The sequence below is a fragment of the Flavobacterium sp. 140616W15 genome (assembly GCF_003668995.1).
Lineage (GTDB): Bacteria > Bacteroidota > Bacteroidia > Flavobacteriales > Flavobacteriaceae > Flavobacterium.
Genome location: NZ_CP033068.1, coordinates 3225425 through 3250863 on the forward strand (window position 1 = coordinate 3225425; position 25439 = coordinate 3250863).

The window sequence follows — 25439 nt, forward strand, 5'->3', positions numbered from 1 at the left end:
ACAGCTACAATTAAACAAAAATGAAAGCATTAACTTTTTCCACATTTGGCAATTCCGATGTACTCGAATACATTGATATCCCTGATCCGCAATTAAAACACGACGAAATTTTAGTCGAAATGAAAGCCATTGGATTAAATTTTGCAGATGTATATCGTCGAAAAGGAAACTATCACCTTAAAGGAAATCCTCCTTTTATAGCTGGTTACGAAGGTTCTGGAATCGTAATAAACACAAACAACCACTCCGAGTTCAAAATTGGAGACAGAATTGCCTTTGCTGATGTTCCTTTTGCAAATGCAGAACTCGTTGCCGTTAATGTAAATCATGTAATTCCGCTACCAGAAGCAATCGATTTTGAAACAGGAGCTTCTATTTTACTACAAGGATTAACTGCGCATTACCTTGCAAAAGATAGTCACAAAACATTAAAAGGAGAAACTGTTATTATTCATGCTGTTGCCGGAGGAGTAGGACAATTCCTTACACAAATAAGCAAACTTTTGGGCGCAACCATAATTGGGTTAACCTCATCATCAGATAAAGCTAAAATCGCTATCGAGCAAGGAGCCGATTATGTATTCTTATACAATGATAACTGGAAAACATCAATTTTTAAAGTAGCACCAAATGGTGCCGATGTTGTTTACGATAGCATTGGCAGTACCTTAAATGATAGTTTCGAAGTAACCAAAAATTGTGGTCAAGTCGTATTTTTCGGAATGGCTGGTGGTGATCCTGAGCCAGTTGATCCAAGAATGCTTATGGATACTTCTAAAACATTAACTGGTGGCGATTTATGGAGTTATCTAACCACAAAAGAAGAAAGGATTAAAAGAGTCAATCAGCTATTTACATGGATTATCGAAGGAAAAATTTCTCTTGCCACACCCACTTCTTTTAAATTATCCGAAGGAAAACAAGCACATGATTATTTAGAAAGCCGAAAAAGCACAGGGAAAATAATTTTGATTCCGTAAATAATCTGGGCGTGCCACTAATATAAAAAGGGACTAACTATTGCATCGCTTAGTCGCCCCTTTTTATATTGCTGTCGGGCTTTCACTGCTACTTCGGTAGCTTAGCTCTATCCCTCATGCGGAACAGTATTCAGTCTCAGCTTTCACTTCTACAGACCTTGTCAAAGTTCTAAACTTTAACAAAGGCTATATAAAACAATTCATGAATTCGTAGCGACAAGCTACAACTGTTCAACTTCAATTTTTGTCAATTCAGATAATTCTAAAATTCTGGCAACATCACTTTTATTTGCCACAAAAAACAAATAATTATCTCCGTGCGTATCATAAGTCATTAATTCAAGACCTCTTTTTTCTAAAGCCGATTGAATATAAGGAAACAAATCATGACTATACGTTTCTTCAGGATATTCGAAATTAAGATCCTCACCTATCATTTCAGAAATAAAACTCTCAGCATCTTCAGGATCAAATTTCCAATCACTGTTCCAACAATCAATACTTTCAAAAAAGGCCCATTGCCCTTCAACTATCGCATGATACTCTGTCGCCTCTTTTTTAAAATTCTTTAAAAGTTTTTTTGACTGTTTTTTAACCAATTTTTCATCTACATCTCCTCTAGAAACCAATTTGATAAATTCTTCAAAAGTTTCCTGAGTAACCGCAACTTCTTCTGGCAATAAATTTTCTTGTGAAGGAAGTGCAACACTATCAGATATTTCAATTCCCATATATTGACAAATCCCCTGCAAGATTCTTTCGAATTCCTTGAATCCTATTTTCTGGATTTCATTTTTAGGATTATTTACATCAATATATTCCGTATCCAAAATCCCTTTTGTATAATCCAAAAAATAACTGTTATTGTATAAAATTCTGAAATCATTTGTCTCTAAACTATTAGTACAACAAAAGAAAATGATAAAATTATGCAAGACATGTTTTAGGTGTTTTTTTGATTCTGGAGTTGGCTCAGAATAAAACTGAATATGAATATAATCGTATTCTAATCTCTCTTGTATAACCTCTTCCGAAAGCACTCCGATATCAATCTTTTTATACAATTCATTTAAAACCTCATATGCATTCTTGAAACCATTTTTCTTGATTCCATCCCTTCCTTCTTCATGATCAAACGAACTTGGGAATGAATAAAAATTTACAGAAACAGTATCATGAACCCCTTTCATTTTAAATTCAACACTATTTACCTCGTTATATAAATAAGAGTAGATGGAATATATAACATCAAAAGAAACAATTGATTTTGGATCATTATTTCTGCCAAAAAAATTAGAAAAGAAATTTTTCATTACAATTTATTAAGTGATTTAATTTTTAAACGCTAATAAACGTTAATTATCTGAATACTCAAAACTAGCATCCATTTTATCAAATGGGATAATTTCAACTAATATCTTTTTTAATTCGACATCACTTAATAACCCTCTTTTAGTTTCTTTCGCTTTAGGCAATAAGATTTCATAGTCTATAATTTCTCGATTAAATATAGTCTGCAAAATATCATTTTGCTTATCCGTTAGGTACTTTTTATGAGTTTTAAGAACCTTATCAAGATTATCTTTAAACTCCTTGTCACTTACATCATTATAAATATCTTGATCAGACATATCTGTTAAAAGCATTCTAAAAATAAAATCCTGCATATTCTTTGCTAGATAATTTACTTCATTCGCATCATGCCAAACAAAAACCACAGGATTCTCTCCATTATTTTCTTCATTTAAAAAAAACAATAATGATCTCCAGCTCCGCTTTGTCCGAATGGTATAAATTTGAATTCTTCTTTTATCTGACGATAATCCTCTGGATCTAATAACTCTTCTATTGCTTCATTTACATTATTGAGATCAAGCAACTCAAAATCATAAGAATGTAAAAGCAACGGAGGGTTTTCTTTTAATTTAGGATAAACAGTCAAATACCAATCAGGACCATATTCCCCAACAGTAAGCATCCCGTCTAGAGAAAGGTTCTTATAAATAATTGGATATGTAAATCCATATTTTTCTTCAATATCTAATAACATCATAATATATATTTAAAAAAAATTGCCTGGTAATTAAACCGTAATCTAAAATTACAATTTAACTACCAAGCAACTAAAATAAGAATATTTTTACCGCTATATAAGCATCCCGCAAATTATTTTAAAGCTTCGGCAATCATCAAAGCACATTTTTCTCCATCGATAGCTGCCGATATAATTCCGCCAGCATATCCAGCTCCTTCACCGCAAGGATACAACCCTTTTATCTGTAAATGCTCATAAGTTAATGGATCTCTCGGAATTCTTACTGGTGAAGATGTTCTGCTTTCTGGCGCATGAAGTATTGCTTCATTGGTTAAATAACCACGCATTGATTTACCAAATTCAGAAAAACCTTCACGTAATATTTGAGATAAGAAACCTGGAAAAACCTGTCCCATTTCTACCGAAGTAGTTCCAGGAACATAAGATGTTTTAGGAATATCCGATGAAACTTTATTTTGAGTAAAATCAACCATACGTTGTGCCGGAACTTTTTGAGTTTCTCCCGCCAAATGCCAAGCTTTCTGTTCAATACTTTTTTGAAATTCCATTCCAGCCAAAGCTCCGAATTTAGCAAACGGCTTAAAATCTTCTAATTTTAATTCGATTACAATTCCAGAATTAGCCGTAGCCTGATCTCTTTTAGAAGGAGACCAACCATTGGTAACTACTTCACCAGGACTTGTAGCACAAGGAGCAATTACACCACCTGGACACATACAAAATGAATACATCCCTCTCCCTCCCACTTGTTTCACTATAGAATATGGCGCTGGCGGCAAATGCTCTCCACGGTAATCACAACTATATTGTATACTATCTATTAAAGATTGAGGATGCTCGGCTCTTACACCCAAGGCAAAAGGTTTAGCCTCAATAAAAATTTTCTTTCTATCTAATAGTTCAAAAATATCACGAGCAGAATGCCCCGTTGCTAATATTAACTTATTAGCATTTATCGTATCTCCATTTTGAGTTACAACTCCTTGAACTTCGTTATTTTTCAAAAGAATATCAGTCACTCGGGTTTCAAATAAAACCTGACCTCCATATTCAATAATTTTCTCTCTAATATCCTGAATAATCTTTGGCAACTTATTAGTTCCAATATGCGGATGCGCTTCTATCAAAATATCTTCAGAAGCACCAAAAGCCACAAATAACTCAAGAATCCTTGTTACATCTCCACGTTTTTTTGAACGAGTATATAATTTACCATCTGAGTATGTTCCTGCCCCACCTTCTCCAAAACAATAATTAGAATCTTCATTTACAAAATGCTCTGTGTTTATTGCTTTTAAATCTCTTCGACGACCACGAACATCTTTTCCTCTTTCAAGTACAATTGGTTTCAATCCTAATTCTATTAATTGTAAAGCTGCAAAAAGACCCGCAGGACCTGCTCCCACAACAATTACTTCTTGTGCTCCCGATACATTTTTGTAATCTGGAATTTCAAATTTAACTGGCTTAAAAACTTCATCTTGCAAATAAATCATCACTTTCAGATTGATTTTTATTGCTTTCTGTCGGGCATCAATCGAACGCTTTAAAATAGATACATGTTGAATTTCCTTTGGAGAAACCTTAATTTGTTTCGACAAATGTTCTTTTAGCAACAACTCGTTTGCGGCTATTTCGGGCGATACTTGAAGTAAAAGTTCTCTTGGCATTTTGTTTTATTTATTCAATTAGCTTTTCTATTTATGAAAAGAACGTGCAAAAATAACATTTTGAACTGACTTTATATAATTAACCGCAAAGTGCGCTAAGTTTTTTTTAAAGTTATGTTTTTACAAAACACAAAGTTCGCAAAGCTAGATCAACACAAAGCTTTGCGAACTTTGTGTTTTCTATACATGAAATAAAATTAGCTCTTTGCGCACTTTGCGGTTAATTCCACAATAAGTTTTTCAGTCTTCATAAGAAAGACTTTGTACCTTTGCCTCATTGAAACTTTGTACCTATAAATAATGTCAAGAAAAATAAAACTAATATGGGATTTCCGTGGTCCTGCCTCAGCAAAAACTGCAGAACATCATGAGATTCATTTAAAAGAATTCATTGCTATCGAAAAGCTACCTTTGAATATAACTGGATTTACAATCCTAAACGATATGTATGCTATTGCCTATATGGTTGTAACCGATGAAAACATGATTCAGGTACGTGATGCTTTAAAACCGCACCGAGGGGAAGTATTCCCTGAGACTTCTTAGTTTGCAGTCACATTTTTCAGTCGCAGTACTGAACTTGATTCAAAACAACAGTTGCAGTTTTCAGTTGCAGTGCAGAACTTGAAACAAAAAAACAGTCGCAGTTATAATCTCAGTAAAACTGAAAACTAAAAACTGCGACTGTACACTTTTAATTAGCTACTTCACTAATAAATTTTATTCGCATTAGGCGTAATTCATCGATATCATATTCTCCATCAAATTCTTTAAGAGCATCTTCTATTTTATCTGATTCTGATTCCATAAAGTATTCGTGAATTTCTTCTTGCTGATCGTCATCAAGCATATCATCTACCCAATATTTTATATTAAGTTTTGTTCCTGAATATACAATTTGCTCCATTTCTTTAATCAAGGCATCCATCGAAAGTCCTTTTGCTGAAGCAATATCATTAAGTGATAATTTTCGGTCGATGTTCTGAATAATGTATAATTTATTTACAGAATTAACTCCTGTAGATTTTACAACCAAGTCATCGGGACGAATAATATCGTTTTCTTCAACATACCTATTTATTAAGGCTACAAAATCTCCTCCATATTTTTTTGCTTTTCCTTCACCTACTCCATGAATATTATACAATTCGGCAATAGAGATTGGATATTTTAAAGCCATATCCTCGAGTGAAGGATCTTGAAAAACCACAAATGGAGGAACACCTAATTTCTTAGCAACTTTTTTTCGTAGTTCTCGTAACATCCCCATCAAAACTTCATCGGCAGTACCTCCTGATTTTGATGCCGTTACTATAGCTTCATCTTCACTTTCATTATATTCATGATCTTCTGACATCATAAACGAAACTGGTTTTTTAATAAAATCCAATCCTGCCTTGGTGATTTTTATGATTCCGTAGGTTTCTATATCTTTTGACAAATAGCCTGCTACTAATACTTGACGAAGTAATGCCATCCAGTATTTTTCGTCATGATCTGAACCTGACCCGAAATAAGATTGCGAATCAGTTCTGTGTGCTTTAATTACTGCATTTACACGTCCTATTAATGTAAATACTATTTCTTTAGATTTATAAATATGTTTTGTATCACGTACAATTTCCAATAATTTCACCACTTGATCTTTGGCTTCGATTTTGGTTTTCGGATTACGAACATTATCGTCCATATCAGCTCCTTCTCCTGTTTCGCTGTCGAATTCTTCTCCAAAATAATGAAGTAGGAACTTTCTTCGTGACATCGATGTTTCGGCGTAAGCCACAACTTCTTGCAACAAGGCAAATCCAATTTCTTGTTCAGCAACTGGTTTTCCTGACATGAATTTCTCTAATTTCTCTACATCTTTATAGGAGTAATATGCCAAGCAATGTCCTTCACCTCCATCTCGTCCTGCACGACCTGTTTCTTGGTAATAACTTTCGAGTGATTTTGGAATATCGTGATGTATTACAAAACGCACATCGGGTTTATCGATTCCCATTCCGAAAGCAATAGTTGCTACTACAACATCTACATCTTCCATAAGGAACATATCTTGATGTTTTGCTCTTGTTTTTGCATCCAATCCTGCATGGTAAGGAACTGCACTAATTCCATTTACTTGCAAAACCTCTGCAATTGCTTCTACTTTTTTACGGCTTAAGCAATATATAATTCCGGATTTTCCTTTGTGTTGTTTTATAAAACGAATAATATCCGATTCTATATTTTTAGTTTTCGTACGAACTTCGTAATATAAGTTTGGTCTGTTAAACGACGCCTTGAAAGTATTAGCGTCGGACATGTCAAGATTTTTTAAAATATCTTCTTGAACTTTCGGTGTAGCAGTTGCAGTAAGACCAATAATTGGCACATCACCCAACTGTTTAATAATATGTTTTAGATTTCTGTATTCAGGTCTAAAATCATGTCCCCATTCTGAAATACAATGCGCTTCATCGATAGCGACAAATGAAATAGGTACATTTTGAAGAAACTGAACATATTCTTCTTTGGTTAATGATTCGGGGGCAACATATAACAATTTTGTCAAACCAGAAGTAATGTCCTTTTTTACTTGAGCAATTTCTGTTTTGGTAAGTGAAGAATTCAGAACGTGAGCGATTCCGTTTTCTGAAGAGAGACTCCGAATAGCGTCTACTTGATTTTTCATCAAAGCAATTAAAGGAGATACAACTATTGCTGTTCCTTCCTGAATTAAAGCGGGCAATTGGTAGCAGAGCGATTTTCCTCCCCCAGTGGGCATAATGACAAAAGTATTTTTTTTATTGAGTATACTTTTTATAACCTCTTCTTGCAATCCCTTAAATTGGCTAAAGCCGAAATACTTCTTTAATTCTTTATGTATTTCAATTTCGTTTGAATTCATTCTTTATTTTATGGTATTTTGTATAAATTTGCATCAATAAAGATACAACTTTCTTTTACACTTACAAATTTTAACTATTCTGTTTTGATAACAAAAGAAAATATATTAGCTATTGCTAAAAAAACAATACTATCTGAAAGTGAAGCAATTGCAAAGCTAATAAATTTTTTAGATGAAAATTTCACTCAAGCTGTTCAACAGATATACGAAACAAAAGGTCGATTAGTAGTCACCGGAATAGGAAAAAGTGCAATAATTGCACAAAAAATGGTTGCTACTTTCAACTCTACTGGAACACCTTCATTATTTCTTCATGCCGCTGAAGCAATTCATGGTGACTTAGGAATGATTCAGAATAAAGACGTAATCATTTGCATCTCTAAAAGCGGTAACAGTCCAGAAATCAAAGTTTTAGTTCCGTTATTAAAACGTTTTGGTAATACACTAATTGCTATTACAGGAAACACAACTTCTTTTTTAGCAAAAGGCAGTGATCATGTCTTAAACACTACTGTTGAGATGGAAGCTTGCCCGATAAACCTAGCTCCAACCAATAGCACTACTGCTCAACTGGTAATGGGAGATGCTCTTGCGGTTTGTTTGATGGAAATGCGTGATTTTAAACCAGAAGACTTTGCTGTTTATCATCCAGGAGGCGCATTAGGGAAAAAACTTTTACTTCGTGTAAAAGACATGATTGAACATTCGTTAAAACCTGCTGTTGCCCCCGATTCTCCAATCAAAAAAGTTATATTTGAAATATCAGAAAAACGACTAGGCGTAACTGCTGTTGTAGAAAATGATAAAATAATCGGAATTATCACTGATGGTGATATCCGAAGAATGCTAAACGACAGAGATACTTTTGCCGATTTAACCGCAATAGACATTATGACTAAAAATCCAAAAATGGTATCATCAGATACAATGGCTGTCGACGCATTGAACATATTAGAAGATTTCTCAATTACGCAACTAATTGTTTCTGACAACGGAGAATACAAAGGCGTATTACACTTACATGACATTTTAAAAGAAGGAATCGTATAATGACAAAGAAAAAAAACCTAGGCGAAATGTCGTTCTTAGACCATCTTGAAGAATTAAGATGGCTATTAGTTAGAAGCACAACTGCCATAATCATAATGGCCTTTTTAACTTACTTTATAAGTGACTACTTATTTGACGTAATTATTTTCGGACCAACAAGACCAACTTTCTTCACCTACCAGTTTTTTTGTGAGTTATCGCATAAACTAGGATTTGCTGAGAACATTTGTATTACCGAAATGCCATTTATCATTCAGAATACGCAAATGGAGGGTCAGGTAAATGTCTTTGTATGGATGTGTATTTTAGCAGGATTCATCTTGAGTTTTCCATATATTTTATACGAAATATGGAAGTTTATTAGTCCAGCACTATACGAGAAAGAGCGTAAAAATGCCAAAGTATTCATTTTTGTTTCCTCATTACTTTTCTTTTTAGGCGTAATATTTGGTTATTTTGTAGTAATACCAATGTCAGTAAACTTCGTAGCGACTTTTACAGTAAGTGATATTGTAAAAAATCAATTCACACTAGAGTCTTATATGGGAATGGTAAAAACAAGTATCCTAGCTGGCGGACTATTTTTTGAGCTACCAATCGTTATTTATTTCCTTACCAAATTAGGATTGGTTACTCCTCGTTTTTTAAGAAAATACTGGAAATATGCTGTGATTATAATTTTAATTGTAGCAGCAATTGTAACTCCTCCAGATGTTGTGAGTCAGACAATTGTAGCTGTACCAATGTTACTAATATATGAATTAAGTATCTTCATTTCGGTACTTGTATATAAAAACCAAAACAAAGAATTAAATGTCTGATATCATTCAAGAATTTAACGATTATCGTTCTAAAATGAACGAGAAATTACTAGCAGATAACAACAAAATTGTAAAGCGAATTTTCAACCTAGACACTAACGCATACGCTGCAGGTGCTCTTGATGTTAAGACAAAAGAACTTTTAGGCTTAGTTGCCTCAGCCGTTTTACGTTGTGATGATTGTGTAAAATACCATCTTGAAACTAGTTTTAAAGAAGGTGTCACCAAAGAAGAAATGATGGAAGCAATGGGAATAGCAACCTTAGTCGGTGGCACGATCGTAGTTCCTCATTTGCGAAGAGCATACGAATTTTGGGAAGCACTAGAAGAGCAAGGGAATTAGAAAGTGGGATAATTAGATAATTTTCTTGACAATATGTTAATTCATTTATTCTATTGATTTATTTTCTTTTATTTTGCTCATTGGAGATATAATTATCTCATTATCAAATTGACATATTATCTAATTAAAAAAAATGAAACTAAGAGCCGATAATTTAATCAAAACCTACAAAGGCCGTAGTGTAGTAAAAGGTATTTCTGTCGAGGTAAATCAAGGAGAAATAGTTGGCCTTTTAGGTCCAAATGGTGCTGGAAAAACCACATCATTTTATATGATTGTAGGATTGGTAAAACCCAACTCGGGTAATATTTATCTTGATGATTTAAACATCACCGATTACCCTATGTACAAAAGGGCACAGCACGGAATAGGGTATTTGGCACAAGAAGCATCTGTTTTTAGAAAACTAAGCATTGAAGACAATATATTAAGCGTACTACAATTAACAAAGTTATCCAAAGCAGAACAGGTGGCAAAAATGGAAAGCCTAATTGAAGAATTCAGCTTAGAACACATTCGTACTAACCGAGGGGATTTACTTTCGGGAGGAGAACGTCGTCGTACCGAAATTGCAAGAGCTCTTGCTACTGATCCTAAGTTTATCTTACTAGATGAGCCTTTTGCAGGAGTTGACCCTGTTGCCGTAGAGGACATTCAGCGAATTGTAGCTCAATTAAAAAATAAAAACATCGGAATCCTAATTACTGACCATAACGTACAAGAAACTCTTGCTATCACTGATAAAACATACCTAATGTTTGAAGGAGGTATCCTAAAAGCAGGTGTACCTGAAGAATTGGTAGAAGACGAAATGGTACGTCGTGTATATCTAGGTCAAAATTTTGAACTACGTAAGAAGAAATTGGAATTTTAAAACGAATTCATATTCAGTATCCAGTCGCAGTATTCGGTCTAAAAAAACTTGAATACTGCGATTTTTTTTTACTGAGACTGTAATCTTCAACTAAAAACTAAGACTTAATCGACTGTTATAAATTGTAATTGCTGTAAATCTCCGTTGTAGATATTTACATCTACTGTATGTTTAATTCCTGGCACAGTTGCTTTTTCTGTAAATTGCCAAAATAGCCAATCCTCATCGATTTTTTCTCTGTAAAAATTATAATTGGCTATCCAAAAAAGATAATCACTAAATTCTTCTTTTAAGAAATCATCATAATAACTTTCGCCTGAATAAATTATTGGGCGCACTTTATAATGTGCTTCAACCTTATCCAACCATCTTCTTAATCCCTTTTTCAAACTATCAAGAGATTGATTTTTCGGCAATCTTTCGATATCCAAAACGGGAGGTAAATCGCCTTTTTCTAGTTTAACTGTTTTAATAAAAAGGTCTGCCTGCTCAATAGAATTTTCATTTGGACGATAATAATGATACGCTCCACGAATTGTTTTATTTTTTTTAGCTCCTATCCAATTTCGTTTGAACTGATAATCTTTTCTATCTTTTCCAACAGTTGCTCTAATAAACACAAAATCTATAGGGTATTTTTGCTCTAAGGTATCAACATAAGACCAACTAATTTTTCCTTGATATTCGGACACATCTAATCCAATCGATTTACCTTTGTGATTTGCTAAAACCTGAAAATTTCTAACATCAGAAAGACGTTTATCATCGGTTTCTTTTTCGACAACTTTGTCTGTTTTAAAACTAAAGTAATAAGCTAAACCATTACGATAATGATAAACAGCTCCTAGAAAAAGACCTATAAAAATTGATACTATAAGAAACCGAAAAACGCGACCAAATGAACTACTTGATTTTGATTTACGATTTGAAGTTTGCTTTCTTTTAGTAACTTTTCTTTTCATTCAATAAAAAAACTACTTTTTAGAGAACTTATTGTTTATTACAGACAATAATACATAAGTAATAATTACTAATGGAATTCCTAGATATTTAAAGAAAATCAATAGCAATAATGAGAACACTAAAAACCCAACCTGTAAAGCATTATCTTTTAAATTGAATTTTTTAATTTTCAATGCAAACAAAGGAATTTCAGCATTTAAGATATAAGCACTAAATAATGCTATTGCCAATAAAATCCATTGATTTGTTAGAATTTCAAGAATCATCAATGAATCTGAATATTTCAAAACTAAAGGTAAACTCAAGATAAACAATGCATTTGCAGGAGTTGGCAGACCAATAAAAGAGTCCGTTTGACGTGTATCAATATTAAAATTTGCCAATCGATAGCAAGAGCCTAAAGTAACTATAAATCCTAAAAATGGAGTAAATACAGGTCCTAATATATCATGAGAGCTTGAACTACTAATAAACAAGCTGTACATTACATAACCAGGCACAACACCACTAGTTACCATATCTGCCAATGAGTCTAATTGTAAACCAAGCGGGCTGGATACTTTGAATAATCTAGCAAAAAACCCATCAAAAAAATCAAAAAATATTCCTAAACAAACAAAATAGAAGGCCATTTCATAATCTAATTTAGAAACAAAAACAACTGCTATACAGCCACAGAAAAGATTAATTAATGTAATAGCGTTAGGAACATGTTTTTTAATATTCATTGCAAATATATTTTAAGTATGATAAACGACAAATTTACTATAATAACTGAATGACTTGTACGTTTTCATTAGAGTTTTTTACACAAAAGTGAGACTTTAGCATTATTTACTAAAAGGGATAAATAAGCTCAGTAAAATATTATATTTTTGATAAAAATTAAACAGACTTCGGTTTATAAAAATTAGCTCTTGAAGAAAATTTTATTGTTTTTACTGTTTTGTGTTTACACAACCAATTACAGCCAATCTGTTCGAAAATACTCTAATGAGTTTATGAATATTGGTGTTGATGCCGCAGCTCTCGCTATGTCGAGCGCAGTTGTTGCTTCTACTAAAGATGTAAATTCAGTTTACTGGAATCCAGCCGGATTAGCCAATTTAGAAGATCATCAAGTTGCTTTAATGCATGCAAATTATTTTGCCAATATTGCGCAATATGATTATATTGGCTATGCGAGTCCAATAGATGATCGAAGTGCATGGGGAATTTCATTAATTCGTTTTGGTGTAGATGACATTTTAAACACGACTGAATTAATCGATAGTCAAGGCAATATTGACTACAATCGAATTAGTCTTTTTTCGACTGCCGATTATGGTTTTACTTTTTCTTATGCTAGGAAATTACCTGTTGCAGGATTTCAATATGGAGTAAATGCTAAAGTTATCCGACGTATTATTGGAAAATTTGCTAACTCTTGGGGCTTTGGATTTGATTTAGGGTTGCAATTTGAAAAGAATGACTGGCATTTTGGTTTAATGATACGCGATATCACAACGACTTATAATGTTTGGAATATTGATGAGAAAGAATACAAAAAAATATCGGATGCGATTCCTGGAGAAAATCAAGATTTACCCGAAAGCACCGAAATTACATTACCTAAAGCACAATTAGGTATTGCGAAAAAATTTATAATTAGATACGATTATAGTGTTTTGGTTGCTACAAATATGAATATGCGTTTTGAAAGAACAAAAGACATCGTTTCTAGTAACTTTGTTAGTATTGATCCTGCGTTAGGATTAGAGTTTGGTTATACTGACCTTGTTTTCTTAAGAGCTGGTGTTGGAAATTTTCAAAATGTAACACAATTAGACAATTCTGAAAAAGTTGGTTTTCAACCTAACATCGGACTCGGTTTTAAATACAAAGGTATTCAGGTAGATTATGCCTTAACGGATTTAGGAAATCAGAGTGCAGCTTTATATTCAAATATATTCTCGCTGAAAGTTGATTTAGGCGTATTCAGAAAATAAAAATATCAAAAGAGTATTGATAATTCATTTAAAAAAATATTTATGAAAACATATTCATCGAAAAAAACATTGTTACTACTTTTATTTTTTGTGTTTATCAACCATAGTTTTGGACAAAGTCTTGTATTGTCTAATGATGCCAAAGTTAGCGTTATAACTTGTGGTACTGGTAATGAATCCTATTCTCTTTTTGGTCATACAGCTATTCGAATCGAAGATTCTATCAATGCTATTGACTTAGTTTATAATTATGGAACTTTTGATTTCAGAACGCCAAACTTTGTTGCTAAATTCACAAAAGGGGACTTACAATATTATGCTACCGTACATCCATACATCGATTTTATAAATGAATACGATAATGACAAACGAAGTGTTTACGAACAAGAATTAAATATTCCGGAAAATCTGAAACAAAAGTTATTCGATAATTTAAATAAAACACTCCTATCAGAAGACAGATATTATACTTATAAATTTATTGATAAAAACTGTACTTCGATGGTTGTTGACGTTATCAACAAATCTCTCAACGGAACAGTAATTACAAAAAAGGGGGATACAGACAAAACCTACCGAACAATTCTTTATCCTTACTTTGACGGACATTTTTATGAAAAATTAGGTATTAGTATCATTTTTGGAAAGAAAGTAGACGAATTAGGAACAAAAATATTCTTGCCTTTTGAGCTAAAAAACAGTTTAGCTAAAACAACTTTTCAGAATCACCCTTTAGTTAAAGAAACTAAAACTATTTTATCTTTTGATAAAGTGCCAAGTCACTCTTGGTGGAATAATTGGTACACTTACATTATTGTATTAGCATTTATCATCTTCATAAATAAAAGAAGTGTTGATAAATTTTATCTTTTAATAATGGGACTATTGGGTCTATTTTTCGTCTTTGTCAGTTTCTATTCTCTACACAAAGAATTAGAATACAATTACAACATCCTATTATTTAGTCCTTTCTTATTAATTCTTTTGGTTCTTAATCTCATGAAAAATAAAAAATGGACGTATCGTTTTTCATTAATACATCTAATTTCACTAATTACGTATGCGTTATTTATGATTAACAAAGCGTCATTCCTAATCGTTTTACCTTTGATTATAACTAGTGGAGTTGTCCTTATACGTATTGCTATTAAGAATAAGAAACCAATACCTATTATTATATAATTATTGTCCTCTATAAAATAAAACTGTAGTGATCGTTTTAAAGGTAATACTCATATCAAGGAAAATGCTTCTGTGCTTGATGTAATATAAATCGTATTGTAGTTTTATTAAACTTTCCTCTAATGATTCTCCATAGGGATAATTTACCTGTGCCCAACCTGTTAAACCTGGCTTTATAATATGTCTTGTTTCATAAAATGGCATAACCTGAGCAATCTCTTTTACAAAAAAAGGACGTTCTGGTCGGGGGCCTATAACTGCCATATCTCCTTTTATGACGTTAATAAACTGAGGTAATTCATCAATTCTCGATCTACGCATCATTTTACCAAAAGGAGTTATTCGGACATCATTTGTTCTAGCAAAAGCAACTCCTTTAGATTCGGAATTCTTTACCATTGTTCGGAACTTGTATATTTTGAAAACTGCCCCGTCTTTCCCTATTCTTTCTTGGGTATAAAAAAGTTCTCCCCTGTTTCCTATACAATTTCCAATAAAGATAAATGGTATTAAAATCAATCCCGTTAAGAGTCCAAACAAAGAAAAAACAAATTCAAAAAGACGTACAGCCACTAAATACAACTTGTTACTGTTGCTACGACTAAATGGAAAAAAGCGATAAAAGTCTCTCGCTATATATTGCAAAGCAATTCGTTGTGTCTTACTTTCGTATACTTGAGTATATTCTCTTATTATTTTACCCGACTCAAGTAAATGTAATAATTGCTTATATAAACCAGCAGTAATTCCGTCTGCCTTTTGTGATGCAATAACAATTTCTGAAACTCCATTTTCAAGAACAAATTCTTTTAACTCTTTCTTTTTAATTTCTTTTATATACCGATACACTATTGGATTCTTACTTGGAGTATCTAAGTTTACAAAGGCAATTATTTTATAATTAGGATCAACATTCTCTAATCCCAGAACTAATTCTTCTAATTGGTCTTGCTCACAAATTAAAACTACATTTTGAAAAAAACGATGTGAGGCAAGAAAGTAAACATAAAAAAAACGCCAAAAAAGGAGAACAAACAGTATCGTAAAATAGAATATAATTATCGAAACTCTTTGTTTTGGTAATTCTGGTGATAAAACTGGGGTTAGCAAATAAACCAAAACTGTAGTGGAAACAGTAATAACAGTACTTCTAAGTATTAGAAACTGATTACTTGCTACTTGCAAATTATACATTTCGAAAATTAGCCCAAAAGTATTGAGATATATTACCAATACAATTGCTCCAAGATAGTTAGTACTTAAAACATTAAAATAATGGTAATCAAAAACATGACCTAGAAAATACAATGCTACTAAGACAAAAAAAGAATCAAAAAATCGAAGAAGGACTTTTCGTTCTGATATATCAAAATGGATTTTATTTTTTTGAGGCATTAAAATTATATCAATTATGTTGTATGATTAAATTTACTAAATTAAATCATACAAGAGAAAATAATCTAAAATTAATCGCTCAGAATGCTTACTATAAATACTAGTCCTTTTTGTGTAATTACCTACTTTTATTCTTAATTACGTTAACAAGAGTTAATGCATAAACAAATGCAGGCGCTGCGGTTCGCATAGCAGCATGATTAATTGTTAAAAGCCAAAAGGCATAAAATGACAAAAAGTATAGGTTACTTGTGTGGGTATAATACAATACAAAAGGCATTATGATAAGTATCAGTAATCCAGTTATTCCAAATACTCCATGCTCACTTAACAGACGCGTTATTTCATTATGTGATGCAACATCTACTCCAAAAGCCTCTTTCCTATATTCTTTACCAAGTCCAGCTCCAACTCCCATTATCGGGTTGTCAAAAAAGGTTTTAATATCTACAGCAATAATTGCTTCCCTACCTCCTAATCTATCTTTTTTGACTCTTCCTGCTGCGTCCTGATTAGCATAACGCTTCTCTATCAATCCAGAAGTCTGCATAGAAGTATAACTCCAAATTCCTACTCCCATTATAGCAGTAACGATAAATACTAAAGCCAGTTTATAATTTACTTTTGTACTCGAATAATAATACAGTAACAATAATAATATAACAATCATAACTACCCCAGTAATTACACCTCCTCTAGAAAAAGTAACAATTGCTCTATAACTAATAACTAAAAGTAATATCCCGTTGAGGATTTGCATCTTTTTTGATTTGGAAAGAGAATCAATTGAGTAAAAAACACAAACATTCCTAATCCTAAAATAGTAGAAACCTGGTTAGGTCCAAATCCTCCTGAAGTTTCAAAATTAGACTGAGTTCCTGTAACAACACTCTGTACACTAGGATTATATAAGAACAAATAAGTAGTAATTGATATGATCGGCAATCCCATTGCAATAATTATCTTCTGTAATTCTTGAAAAGTTATCTTTCTATTAAAAGTATATATCGCACAAAAGGCCAAACAAAAAGGACCCGATAAATTAAAAACTAAAACTTTTTTTATATCTACAGATAAAATATCTGCAGTGGCCGTTAATAAAATACCTGGAATTAATAACACCAAGAAAAACCAATATAGAAATGAGTTAATCGTAAAGCTACTATAGGCCATGCCTAATATCATAAAAAAAAGCACACTTAACTTAATATACTCATTATTAAAATTCCCTCCAGTCATTCTTAAAAAAACCTCAACTCCAACTAAGTAAGCGACTACTAAAAGCACTTCATTATTTTTGTTCTTTGTTTTAACAACGAAGAACATACCAATGATTGGTATTAAAAGTGCGTAAATTTTAGAAGAAAAAGGCACTACAAAAACCACCAAAGCAATCAATGTGTGGATAAAAACTAATCTGTAATACGAAAAAAATATTTTTTCATAATTATAATCTGTTATAAGCTAAAATTAATTTCTGAATTACAACATCCTCTACATAATTTTCTAATACAGTTTTTTTTAAATTCAATCCTAGTTCATTTCTTAGTTCCTCATCTAAAATTAACTTAATTATCTGATTTTCTAATTCCAATATTTGTAAAGGATTAAATAATAAACCTGAATTATTGTTATTGATTATTGAAGAACAATACCCTGTATTTGTTGAAACTACTGGCAATGAAGCAAGTCCATATTCTAATAAAGTCAACGGAAAACCTTCATGTGTAGAAGTTAAAACTCCTATTGTTGCTTGAGATAAAATAGAAGTAATATCACTCCTTGAATTATACAAATGGATATCATTTTCTAGAGCATGTTTTTTTATAAATATTTTTATTGATTTCGAATAATCATCTAAATAGTCTTTACCTATTAAATGCAAACTCCATCCTAAATGATTTAATTTCAAATTCTCAAAAGCCTTTAGCATTATACTATGATTTTTGGGCTCCTTTAAATTTGCTAAAAATAGTATCCGTTTACCAGCAACGCCTTTTAAAGATGGATCTTTTTCAACTTTATTTATAATTTTTATAAAATTAGGAATAAAATACACTTTTGAACACAGCATATTTTTTTTATTCCATTGTTCCAATAACGGATTAACCACAAAAACAGATGAAAAAAAAGGAGACAACAGAATTAAATATCTGTTTTTAATTTGAGTTTCATCTATGCGTTTACCATAATGATCGTGCCAAGTAATTTTAATTTTTGGCAATGTCAGTTTTAGCAAAACTGCAATAAAAAAAGAGGAGCTATGAGCATGAATAATAGTAACTTTATTCTTTATTATGAACTTTCTAAGCCTTAAAATTGCTTTAAAATCTATTACTAGTTTTCTATTTAAAAACAAATAAGAAACATCTGAATCAATTTGTGTCTTAAGACTACCTTCTTTACGCGTAGCTACTAATCCTGAAAATTCAATCGTTTTGCCAAGGGCGTTAGCAAAATTTACTGCCATCCGTTCGGCCCCACCAGCCTCTAATGAATCTATGATTTGCAAAACCCTCATGATTGCAGTATTTTTTTTATTTCAGTTTCAAAGATATCTTTTGTGAATTGTTGCGACCATTCTGATGCTTTTATACTTTTATCCACATAACATTTCCTGTCTTCTATAATTGCTTCTAACTGAATTGTATCATTAGACAAATTCATCTCTAATAAAACTCCTCTATCGCCATGATTTAACATAAATGGCACACATGAAACAGCTGTCACTACGGGAACACATCCCCAAAACATTCCCTCTGCAATCGCTTTTGGCCATCCTTCACTTTTAGATGGGAGCAATACGAAATGACTTTTTTGATATGCCTTTTTAATTGTCTCTTGGTTTTGATTTCCTTTTAAAAAGATGTTTTTTTCTAATTGATTATTTTGAATGTATTCTTCTAAAACAGTTCTTTCAATTCCCTCACCATATAAATTTAAATTTACATTTTTTCCTTTTCTAATAAGTTGTTCAACTAGTTGTATTGCATAGAGCGGATTTTTACCCCTAACTAAATTTCCAACAAAAACAAATTCTATAGTTTTATTAAAATCTGTTTTTTGAATAACTTCTTTATCTTTTTCAGAATAGGTAGCCGTAAAAAAAGGTTTACAGTTTTTAGATTGCCTTGGCCATTCTCCATAAACCAAAACCTGTATATTTTTAGTTAAGAAAGTATTACTTAAAATATATTTCTGCAATTTATAAGACCATGGTTGCTTACTCTTAGGGTCCCAATTTCCTGCGTATTTAGCAGTCTTTTTTTGTTGGGAAAAAGAATTTGGACAAAACATCCCAATAAACCAATATTTCCTGGGCAACGTAAATGAATATGATCTGCATTTTTCATTGCCTGATAAATAATTTTCATGTTTACAAAAACACTATAGAATGAATTCAATACCGCGGCAACTGATTTAATATTAAATTTTATTAATTGAATTGGCGGAAGCATATTGAATGGAATTTCTGAAATTAATAAACCTTCATCTGTTTCCCAAATAGGAGCACAAAATTGTACTTCATCTACATAATGACTCCAAATCTTAATTTCGTTTATATAAGGACTATAGGCATACCATTTATCATGAGAAGCTATTAAGGGAGCAGAAGATATGATAAGTAATTTCATTAAATATAGCCCTCCGAACCTTTATCTGAAATTCTAATAGCTGGTACTCCTAATACAACTCCATTATCTAGGACATTTGAATTCACAAATGTATTTGCTCCAATTAGAACATTATTACCTACAGTAATTTGTCCGACAACAGTCGCATTTGCTCCAATATAAACATTATCACCAATGCTCGGTACTCCTCGTTGCATTGCAAGTCCTGAAACCCCTATTGTAACCCCTTGAGAAAGATTACAATTATTGCCCATTACAGTTTTACTGTTCAATATTATACCTCCAAAATGACCTATGTAAAAAGATCCTCCAATTTTAATTGATGCTGGTAAAGAAATACCAGTTAAGATTTCAATTGTTTTTTGCCATAATAAACAACCAAATAATAGAACCTGTCTTATTCCAATTATCTTTACATTTCTATAAATAAAACTTGCAATACGATATTGAAATATTGCCCAAAAACCTTGGGTAAGAAATAAGATGACAAAAAAATTGCCTCCATATTTTTTATACTTTTTATAATCTGATTCTATCAATTGAAATAAATTCATATAACTTTTGTCTTTACTAATTTAATTCACTAATCAAAAAATATTACTCGTTAATCACTGATTGATAAAAACAAATATTCTGAGAAACAACAGGACTTAGTCCATATTTCTTAAGTACAAACTCTCTTGCCTTTTCCCCTATTTCTTTTGCTTTGTTCTGGTTTGAAAAAACCCAAATGATTTTCTCGGCTATATCTTCAGGATCATATGGATCGCATAACAATCCTGTTTTATAATCTTCTATTGTTTCTGGTCCAGGTCCTAATTTTGTAAATATAACTGGTCTTTCCATTGCCATGGCTTCTGGTGCTACTAAGCCTTGAGTTTCTATATGGGATGGAAAAACACATATGGAAGCTTTTTCATAAATTTCAGGTAACTGTGTCTGCGAAACAGCTCCATAAAAATGAATATCTTTTGAAATCTCACCTAATTTAGGCAATTCTTTTTCTTTAAGTAACTGAATATAAGAACTTCCATCTAAAAAAAACCAATCTCTACCGTATATTTCTAATATTGCTTCAGGATATATGTCTTTTACGAATGGGAAAGCCTGAATTAATTGACGTATTCCTTTTTTTTCGCAAACGGTACCAACAAAAACAATTTTAGCTTTAGCTAAATACTTTTCAGTGGGTTTAAAAAGTTTACTATTTATCGGATTATTGATATAGCCTAGTGGTTTATCATAATAGCTTAAATACTTCTCGGTATGATTTTTTACATATCGAGAAACTGCTATAAATCCATCACTGTTTTTGAAAGATTTTTTTTCTTGAAATCCTTTCCATTTACTAATTCCTCTGTTTTCGCCTTCTGCAAAAAAGTGATGTCCTCCGTGCAGTCTGATGATATATTTAATATTTTTTATTTTTGATATAAAAGCCAGACCTAATTCAGAAGTTTCAATAATATTAATGGGATGCTCTCTATGAATTTCTTTAATTTTATTATTAATTGCTTTAAAATTAAAATGCCAGGAAATCATTTTTATAGTACTCCTTTTAAGGCGATGAATATGAACTCCATATACAATTTCGGTTTCATTATTCGAAGTATAATTCAATCCTATTACCGAAACTCTGATTCCCTTGTCAATTAATGCTACAGCCAATGTTTTTGTAAAGCTTCCTATTCCCCCATGCGGGAAGCCTTCTTTTGGATATTCATTTGTTAGGAAACAGATGTGCATTTTAGTCTGTATTAATAATTTCTTTTATTTTAACCGAAGAATTTTTATAATCTTCTAGAACAATAGCTCTCCATATAACCATAACTGGGCTACAGTTCGTATCTAAAGTTAATTTTTCTACAATTTCATCTTTACTATCGAGCCAAATCACTGCATTTTTACTCGGCATGCTTCTAAAATGTTGAAATTGATAAATTGTTTTAATTGACCAATCTTTTACTTTTTTATTTTGTTGCACATAATTAATAAACACACACGGTTTATTAAACATTGAAAAATCAAAAGCCATTGTAGATCCTACATTTACAACTATATCAGAATAAAAAGCAGTACTGACAAGTAGTTTCACATCTTCGGCAGAAGGATAAATAGCATTCCATTCTTTTGATGAATTAAAGTGCCACAAAGGGGTTGCTTCTTTGATAAAGTTACTATAATTTTTTACTACCGAGTCAAATCTTCCTGAAAAATCTACAGGACATCTTCTTAACAGAATTTGATATTTATTCTGCAAGTTGGCTTTCGTTAATTCTGTAGCGATGTCTGTTAAATAACTCGGATCATCAGGAGACGTTTTAGTATCATCACCCGAGAAACAAATGATTCTTTTATTTGGGTCTAAATTATATCTTCTATAAAAAACTTCTTTATCAATTATATTTTCATCATTTTCATAGAACTCAAATTGAGGGGTTCCAGTAATATGAATATTACTCAAAGGAATTTCAGGATAATACAACCTCAATTCTTTTTTCATATAATCTGACCATACTAAATAAGTATCTGCTCTTAAGGCCATACGCGCTTTCGGTAAATTATCCCATGAATAAATTACTGTTGTCGTTTTGATTCCAAGATCTGAAGCAACTGCAAAAATTGTAGCCGCTTTTAGAGCTCGTTGGTGTGAACAAAAAATAGTCTTTGGTTTATTTTTTATTAAGATCTCTTTTACCTCATCATAGAAACTATTTTGACGAATAGCCTTTTGATATTTCTCTTCTAATTTTAAAATGCTAGAATACATCTTAAAAAAAGGAGCTAGTCTCTCAATTATCTTGTAAAATATTTTTTTGGAAATACTTCTTTGGCTCCAGTTCCAATTAGTTAATAAGGATTCATTGTTAACTAATTGGGTATTATAACGTAATCTCGAAAGACAAATTAATTCTCTTAAAAACTTCTCTTTGGCAGACTCTCTATAAGTAGGAATTGTGATTTCGTATTCAATTACTGCATTGCTTTGTATTGCATTTACAGTTTCGGAGTCGAAGTTATGAAACAACACTAAATCCTTGTCAGTATCCTTAAATACATTAGAATAAAGGTAATTCTTAATTCCGACCCCATCTGGGAAGAGTAAAAAAATCTTGTCTTTTTTCATTCAAAAAATCAATAAATACTATTAATTTAATAAACCTACATACCAAGTATTCCTCTTTAAAACTATATCTCGCTAGTTTTTAACAAAAAAATCTTTCAAGATTCTAGCTGTAAAAATTTTAGCACCAGCATCATTCATATGTCCGCAGGACGAAAAATACTTATCCTCAACAACTACGTTTTCATAATTATGAATTTCTGGATACGCTTTTTTAACTTTATCAAAATATTCCATTCCTTTAACATTTTCGCACATAGGTGTCATTACAGCTATAAAGTTGATGTTATTGGTTTTACAAATATTTTTAATTTCTTCATAATATTTATTACGAGGCAAAGGGTTTAGATTAACAATATTGTTTTTCATATTCCCATTTTTATATTTTCCCAATGGATAATATCCCAGATTGTCTAACGCATTTGTTTTAGCGCCAATAGTTGTAAAGAAAATTTCTCTAAATCCAATCTTACCATCGTACTTTACATATCTATAAAATGGGATATAATATAACTCATTAAAATTTTCTTGTGATGAGAAATGTTCTTTTATAACTTCTGAATTACGAATATAAGGCAAAAATTTAGTTGCAACACCTTCTGCTTCCTCATCATTTGACAAATTCAAATCAGCTTCTAAAATTACATTCTTAATAACATATTTTCTTTCAATCATTAATTTCAGCATTAATGAAGCCTCAAACAAATGCCCTCCACTCATTCCATAATTAAATGCCTTTAGTCCTTTATCCTCAAACATTTGTGTTACAAAATGATTATTGGCACGAGAAGAACCTAAAATAACTACGTCATATTTTTTAGCTTTAGAATTAAAAACGGTCTCGATCTTTCCTCTATTCTTAGACTGTAAAAAAACATACGTATAAAGTCCATCTAAAATTACTGAAACCAAAATTATTATGGCCAATATTTTTGCTGTATAAACTAAAAAATTCTTCATTAAAACTGAAAATATATAAATTCTTTATAATCTGAGTAGGTCCCGAAAGCAATTATTGCTGTTATCGCTAAAGCTAATTTTAACATGTTCCTTTTCCCCGATAAGGGCTCTATCTTATCACGATTGTTCCATTCGACTAAAACGAATATTCCAATCAGTGCTAGCAACTCATAATTATATCGTTCATTCGATAAATATTGAGCTTTAAAACTCCCATCTGTAATTATTCTTTTCAGATATAAAACTGCATCAGAAATAGATCTCGCTCTAAAAAATACCCACGCAACACAAGTGAGTAAAAAAGTATATAGAATACTCATAATTACTCTGACAGAATCAAAATTAAATTTTAACTCAATAGCACCCATATTGTTTCTGTTACTGCTTGATAATAGTAAAGGCAAGAAATAAATGGCATTAATAAGTCCCCAAACAACATAAGTCCAATTTGCTCCATGCCAAAATCCGCTTACTATAAAAATGATAAAAGTATTTCGGATTTTCATCCAAATTCCTCCTTTGCTACCTCCCAATGGAATGTACAAATAGTCCCGAAACCAAGAAGAAAGCGAAATGTGCCAACGACGCCAAAACTCGGCAATATCTCTAGAAAAATAAGGATAATTAAAGTTTCGCAATAAATCTAAACCAAAGAGCTTAGAAACCCCAAGTGCAATATCTGAATACCCTGAAAAATCACCATAGATTTGAAATGCAAAATATACTGCGCCTAAAACAAGCGAGAAAGAATTCATTGAAGGATAATTATCAAAAATCGCATTAGCATAAGTGGCACAAGTATCTGCAATAACAACTTTTTTGACTAATCCCCAAATGATTTGATATACACCTTCTTTAGCCAACTCAGAGTTAAATTCTCGTTTTACTTTTACTTGAGGTAATAAGTGAGTGGCTCGCTCTATTGGTCCTGCAACCAATAACGGAAAATAACTCACAAACAAAGAGTAATCTACAAAGTTATATTCGGCTTTTATTCTTTTATAATAGATATCAATCACATAGGACAATCCATGAAAAGTATAGAACGAAATTCCTACTGGCAGAATTACATCTAATAAAATAGGGCTTGCCTTAACTCCTACCGAATTTAATAAATCGGAGAAAGAAGCTGCAAAGAAATTGTAATATTTAAAAATTCCTAAAAAACCTAAATTGATTATAATACTCAACCAAAACCAGAATTTTCTACTCTTTTCTGATTTTCCTTTTTCTATTTGGATTCCTGTATAATAATCCAAAAAGGTAGAAAAAACCAAAAGAAATAGAAATCTCCAATCCCAACAAGAGTAGAAATAATAACTCGCAACAATTAATAAAGCATTTTGTGAACTTTTTGTTTTATTGAAAACAAACCAATACAAGAAGAAAACGATTGGCAAAAAAATAGTAAACGCTAAGGAATTAAAAAACATAAATTATTATAATGATATTAATGAACATCAGGCTTTGCAACATAGATTCCGATTTTTTTAATTCTAAAAAACTTG

At 31.7% G+C, this 25439-nt stretch carries 26 protein-coding genes; 8 read left to right on the plus strand and 18 right to left on the minus strand.

The window, feature by feature from the left end:
* Positions 1-20 precede the first annotated feature (20 nt).
* Positions 21-980: a quinone oxidoreductase gene (locus tag EAG11_RS14040; RefSeq protein WP_129539723.1), complete on the plus strand. Its 960-nt coding sequence runs from the start codon at positions 21-23 to the stop codon at positions 978-980.
* A gap of 221 nt (positions 981-1201) precedes the next feature.
* On the opposite strand, the gene EAG11_RS14045 is transcribed toward EAG11_RS14040, so the two are convergent.
* The 4 genes from EAG11_RS14045 to EAG11_RS14055 all read right to left on the minus strand — a co-directional run bounded on the left by EAG11_RS14045 (position 1202) and on the right by EAG11_RS14055 (position 4706).
* Positions 1202-2293: a hypothetical protein gene (locus EAG11_RS14045; protein WP_129539724.1), complete on the minus strand. Its 1092-nt coding sequence runs from the start codon at positions 2291-2293 to the stop codon at positions 1202-1204.
* 42 nt (positions 2294-2335) lie between these two features.
* On the minus strand, positions 2336-2737 hold the full coding sequence (locus EAG11_RS22360; protein WP_242499159.1) for a hypothetical protein: 402 nt from the start codon (positions 2735-2737) through the stop codon (positions 2336-2338).
* Positions 2725-3033 (minus strand): hypothetical protein, encoded by a 309-nt coding sequence (locus EAG11_RS22365; protein ID WP_242499160.1) that lies wholly within the window; start codon positions 3031-3033, stop codon positions 2725-2727. The genes EAG11_RS22360 and EAG11_RS22365 overlap by 13 nt, the downstream gene beginning before the upstream one ends.
* 113 nt (positions 3034-3146) lie before the next feature.
* Complete coding sequence (locus tag EAG11_RS14055) at positions 3147-4706, minus strand: NAD(P)/FAD-dependent oxidoreductase (RefSeq protein ID WP_129539725.1); 1560 nt, start codon at positions 4704-4706, stop codon at positions 3147-3149.
* Positions 4707-5006: 300 nt separating this feature from the next.
* Here EAG11_RS14055 and EAG11_RS14060 point away from each other — a divergent pair, with 300 nt between their 5' ends.
* A complete protein-coding gene (locus EAG11_RS14060; protein WP_129539726.1) occupies positions 5007-5252 on the plus strand; it encodes a hypothetical protein in 246 nt (81 codons plus the stop codon).
* Between the two features lie 148 nt (positions 5253-5400).
* Here EAG11_RS14060 and recQ read toward each other — a convergent pair whose 3' ends face one another.
* Positions 5401-7596, minus strand: a complete 2196-nt coding sequence (recQ, locus tag EAG11_RS14065) for a DNA helicase RecQ (protein ID WP_129539727.1) — start codon at positions 7594-7596, stop codon at positions 5401-5403.
* A gap of 84 nt (positions 7597-7680) precedes the next feature.
* On the opposite strand from recQ, the gene EAG11_RS14070 reads away from it, so the two are divergent.
* The 4 genes from EAG11_RS14070 to lptB all read left to right on the plus strand — a co-directional run bounded on the left by EAG11_RS14070 (position 7681) and on the right by lptB (position 10684).
* On the plus strand, positions 7681-8646 hold the full coding sequence (locus EAG11_RS14070; RefSeq protein WP_164998709.1) for an SIS domain-containing protein: 966 nt from the start codon (positions 7681-7683) through the stop codon (positions 8644-8646).
* Positions 8647-8672: 26 nt separating this feature from the next.
* Positions 8673-9467, plus strand: a complete 795-nt coding sequence (tatC, locus tag EAG11_RS14075; RefSeq protein WP_164998758.1) for a twin-arginine translocase subunit TatC — start codon at positions 8673-8675, stop codon at positions 9465-9467.
* Positions 9460-9810 carry a carboxymuconolactone decarboxylase family protein gene (locus tag EAG11_RS14080; RefSeq protein WP_129539729.1) on the plus strand — a complete coding sequence of 117 codons (351 nt, stop codon included), beginning with the start codon at positions 9460-9462 and terminating at the stop codon, positions 9808-9810. The genes tatC and EAG11_RS14080 overlap by 8 nt, the downstream gene beginning before the upstream one ends.
* 133 nt (positions 9811-9943) lie before the next feature.
* Positions 9944-10684 carry an LPS export ABC transporter ATP-binding protein gene (gene lptB / locus EAG11_RS14085; protein ID WP_129539730.1) on the plus strand — a complete coding sequence of 247 codons (741 nt, stop codon included), beginning with the start codon at positions 9944-9946 and terminating at the stop codon, positions 10682-10684.
* A gap of 104 nt (positions 10685-10788) precedes the next feature.
* Here lptB and EAG11_RS14090 read toward each other — a convergent pair whose 3' ends face one another.
* Positions 10789-11646, minus strand: a complete 858-nt coding sequence (locus EAG11_RS14090; protein WP_129539731.1) for a glycoside hydrolase family 25 protein — start codon at positions 11644-11646, stop codon at positions 10789-10791.
* Between the two features lie 12 nt (positions 11647-11658).
* A complete protein-coding gene (locus tag EAG11_RS14095; RefSeq protein ID WP_129539732.1) occupies positions 11659-12375 on the minus strand; it encodes a phosphatidylcholine/phosphatidylserine synthase in 717 nt (238 codons plus the stop codon).
* A 273-nt stretch (positions 12376-12648) separates the two neighbouring features.
* On the opposite strand from EAG11_RS14095, the gene EAG11_RS14100 reads away from it, so the two are divergent.
* Positions 12649-13635 carry a PorV/PorQ family protein gene (locus EAG11_RS14100; RefSeq protein WP_129541107.1) on the plus strand — a complete coding sequence of 329 codons (987 nt, stop codon included), beginning with the start codon at positions 12649-12651 and terminating at the stop codon, positions 13633-13635.
* Between the two features lie 42 nt (positions 13636-13677).
* Entirely contained in the window at positions 13678-14817 is a 1140-nt protein-coding gene (locus tag EAG11_RS14105) for a DUF4105 domain-containing protein (RefSeq protein ID WP_129539733.1), read from the plus strand.
* Here the strand turns inward: EAG11_RS14105 and EAG11_RS14110 are convergent, their stop codons facing one another.
* From EAG11_RS14110 to EAG11_RS14150, 11 genes are all read right to left on the minus strand, one after another.
* Positions 14818-16212, minus strand: coding sequence for an exopolysaccharide biosynthesis polyprenyl glycosylphosphotransferase (locus tag EAG11_RS14110; RefSeq protein ID WP_129539734.1), 1395 nt, complete (start codon positions 16210-16212; stop codon positions 14818-14820).
* A gap of 118 nt (positions 16213-16330) precedes the next feature.
* Positions 16331-16972, minus strand: coding sequence for an O-antigen ligase family protein (locus EAG11_RS22865; protein ID WP_371414589.1), 642 nt, complete (start codon positions 16970-16972; stop codon positions 16331-16333).
* Positions 16942-17499 (minus strand): hypothetical protein, encoded by a 558-nt coding sequence (locus tag EAG11_RS22870; protein WP_371414590.1) that lies wholly within the window; start codon positions 17497-17499, stop codon positions 16942-16944. Before EAG11_RS22870 ends, EAG11_RS22865 begins: the two co-directional genes overlap by 31 nt.
* A 160-nt stretch (positions 17500-17659) precedes the next feature.
* Positions 17660-18733, minus strand: a complete 1074-nt coding sequence (locus tag EAG11_RS14120; protein WP_129539735.1) for a glycosyltransferase — start codon at positions 18731-18733, stop codon at positions 17660-17662.
* Positions 18730-19416: a glycosyltransferase gene (locus EAG11_RS22875; protein ID WP_371414591.1), complete on the minus strand. Its 687-nt coding sequence runs from the start codon at positions 19414-19416 to the stop codon at positions 18730-18732. Before EAG11_RS22875 ends, EAG11_RS14120 begins: the two co-directional genes overlap by 4 nt.
* Complete coding sequence (locus EAG11_RS22880; RefSeq protein ID WP_371414592.1) at positions 19398-19847, minus strand: hypothetical protein; 450 nt, start codon at positions 19845-19847, stop codon at positions 19398-19400. Before EAG11_RS22880 ends, EAG11_RS22875 begins: the two co-directional genes overlap by 19 nt.
* A complete protein-coding gene (locus tag EAG11_RS14130; protein ID WP_129539736.1) occupies positions 19847-20401 on the minus strand; it encodes a serine O-acetyltransferase in 555 nt (184 codons plus the stop codon). The genes EAG11_RS22880 and EAG11_RS14130 overlap by 1 nt, the downstream gene beginning before the upstream one ends.
* A gap of 43 nt (positions 20402-20444) precedes the next feature.
* Positions 20445-21593 (minus strand): glycosyltransferase family 4 protein, encoded by a 1149-nt coding sequence (locus EAG11_RS14135; RefSeq protein WP_129539737.1) that lies wholly within the window; start codon positions 21591-21593, stop codon positions 20445-20447.
* Between the two features lies 1 nt (position 21594).
* Entirely contained in the window at positions 21595-22974 is a 1380-nt protein-coding gene (locus tag EAG11_RS14140) for a hypothetical protein (RefSeq protein ID WP_129539738.1), read from the minus strand.
* A 72-nt stretch (positions 22975-23046) separates the two neighbouring features.
* On the minus strand, positions 23047-23931 hold the full coding sequence (locus EAG11_RS14145) for a hypothetical protein (protein ID WP_129539739.1): 885 nt from the start codon (positions 23929-23931) through the stop codon (positions 23047-23049).
* Entirely contained in the window at positions 23931-25364 is a 1434-nt protein-coding gene (locus EAG11_RS14150; protein WP_129539740.1) for an MBOAT family protein, read from the minus strand. Before EAG11_RS14150 ends, EAG11_RS14145 begins: the two co-directional genes overlap by 1 nt.
* Positions 25365-25439: the final 75 nt, after the last annotated feature.

Bases quoted from the DNA above. Each gene is read 5' to 3' on its own strand.
- EAG11_RS14040 (WP_129539723.1), top strand. From the start codon at position 21: ATGAAAGCATTAACTTTTTCCACATTTGGCAATTCCGATGTACTCGAA.
- EAG11_RS14045 (WP_129539724.1), bottom strand. From the start codon at position 2,293: ATGAAAAATTTCTTTTCTAATTTTTTTGGCAGAAATAATGATCCAAAA.
- EAG11_RS22365 (WP_242499160.1), bottom strand. From the start codon at position 3,033: ATGATGTTATTAGATATTGAAGAAAAATATGGATTTACATATCCAATT.
- EAG11_RS14055 (WP_129539725.1), bottom strand. From the start codon at position 4,706: ATGCCAAGAGAACTTTTACTTCAAGTATCGCCCGAAATAGCCGCAAAC.
- EAG11_RS14060 (WP_129539726.1), top strand. From the start codon at position 5,007: ATGTCAAGAAAAATAAAACTAATATGGGATTTCCGTGGTCCTGCCTCA.
- recQ (WP_129539727.1), bottom strand. From the start codon at position 7,596: ATGAATTCAAACGAAATTGAAATACATAAAGAATTAAAGAAGTATTTC.
- tatC (WP_164998758.1), top strand. From the start codon at position 8,673: ATGTCGTTCTTAGACCATCTTGAAGAATTAAGATGGCTATTAGTTAGA.
- EAG11_RS14080 (WP_129539729.1), top strand. From the start codon at position 9,460: ATGTCTGATATCATTCAAGAATTTAACGATTATCGTTCTAAAATGAAC.
- lptB (WP_129539730.1), top strand. From the start codon at position 9,944: ATGAAACTAAGAGCCGATAATTTAATCAAAACCTACAAAGGCCGTAGT.
- EAG11_RS14090 (WP_129539731.1), bottom strand. From the start codon at position 11,646: ATGAAAAGAAAAGTTACTAAAAGAAAGCAAACTTCAAATCGTAAATCA.
- EAG11_RS14095 (WP_129539732.1), bottom strand. From the start codon at position 12,375: ATGAATATTAAAAAACATGTTCCTAACGCTATTACATTAATTAATCTT.
- EAG11_RS14100 (WP_129541107.1), top strand. From the start codon at position 12,649: ATGAATATTGGTGTTGATGCCGCAGCTCTCGCTATGTCGAGCGCAGTT.
- EAG11_RS14105 (WP_129539733.1), top strand. From the start codon at position 13,678: ATGAAAACATATTCATCGAAAAAAACATTGTTACTACTTTTATTTTTT.
- EAG11_RS14110 (WP_129539734.1), bottom strand. From the start codon at position 16,212: ATGCCTCAAAAAAATAAAATCCATTTTGATATATCAGAACGAAAAGTC.
- EAG11_RS22865 (WP_371414589.1), bottom strand. From the start codon at position 16,972: ATGCAAATCCTCAACGGGATATTACTTTTAGTTATTAGTTATAGAGCA.
- EAG11_RS14120 (WP_129539735.1), bottom strand. From the start codon at position 18,733: ATGAGGGTTTTGCAAATCATAGATTCATTAGAGGCTGGTGGGGCCGAA.
- EAG11_RS22880 (WP_371414592.1), bottom strand. From the start codon at position 19,847: ATGAAATTACTTATCATATCTTCTGCTCCCTTAATAGCTTCTCATGAT.
- EAG11_RS14130 (WP_129539736.1), bottom strand. From the start codon at position 20,401: ATGAATTTATTTCAATTGATAGAATCAGATTATAAAAAGTATAAAAAA.
- EAG11_RS14135 (WP_129539737.1), bottom strand. From the start codon at position 21,593: ATGCACATCTGTTTCCTAACAAATGAATATCCAAAAGAAGGCTTCCCG.
- EAG11_RS14140 (WP_129539738.1), bottom strand. From the start codon at position 22,974: ATGAAAAAAGACAAGATTTTTTTACTCTTCCCAGATGGGGTCGGAATT.
- EAG11_RS14145 (WP_129539739.1), bottom strand. From the start codon at position 23,931: ATGAAGAATTTTTTAGTTTATACAGCAAAAATATTGGCCATAATAATT.
- EAG11_RS14150 (WP_129539740.1), bottom strand. From the start codon at position 25,364: ATGTTTTTTAATTCCTTAGCGTTTACTATTTTTTTGCCAATCGTTTTC.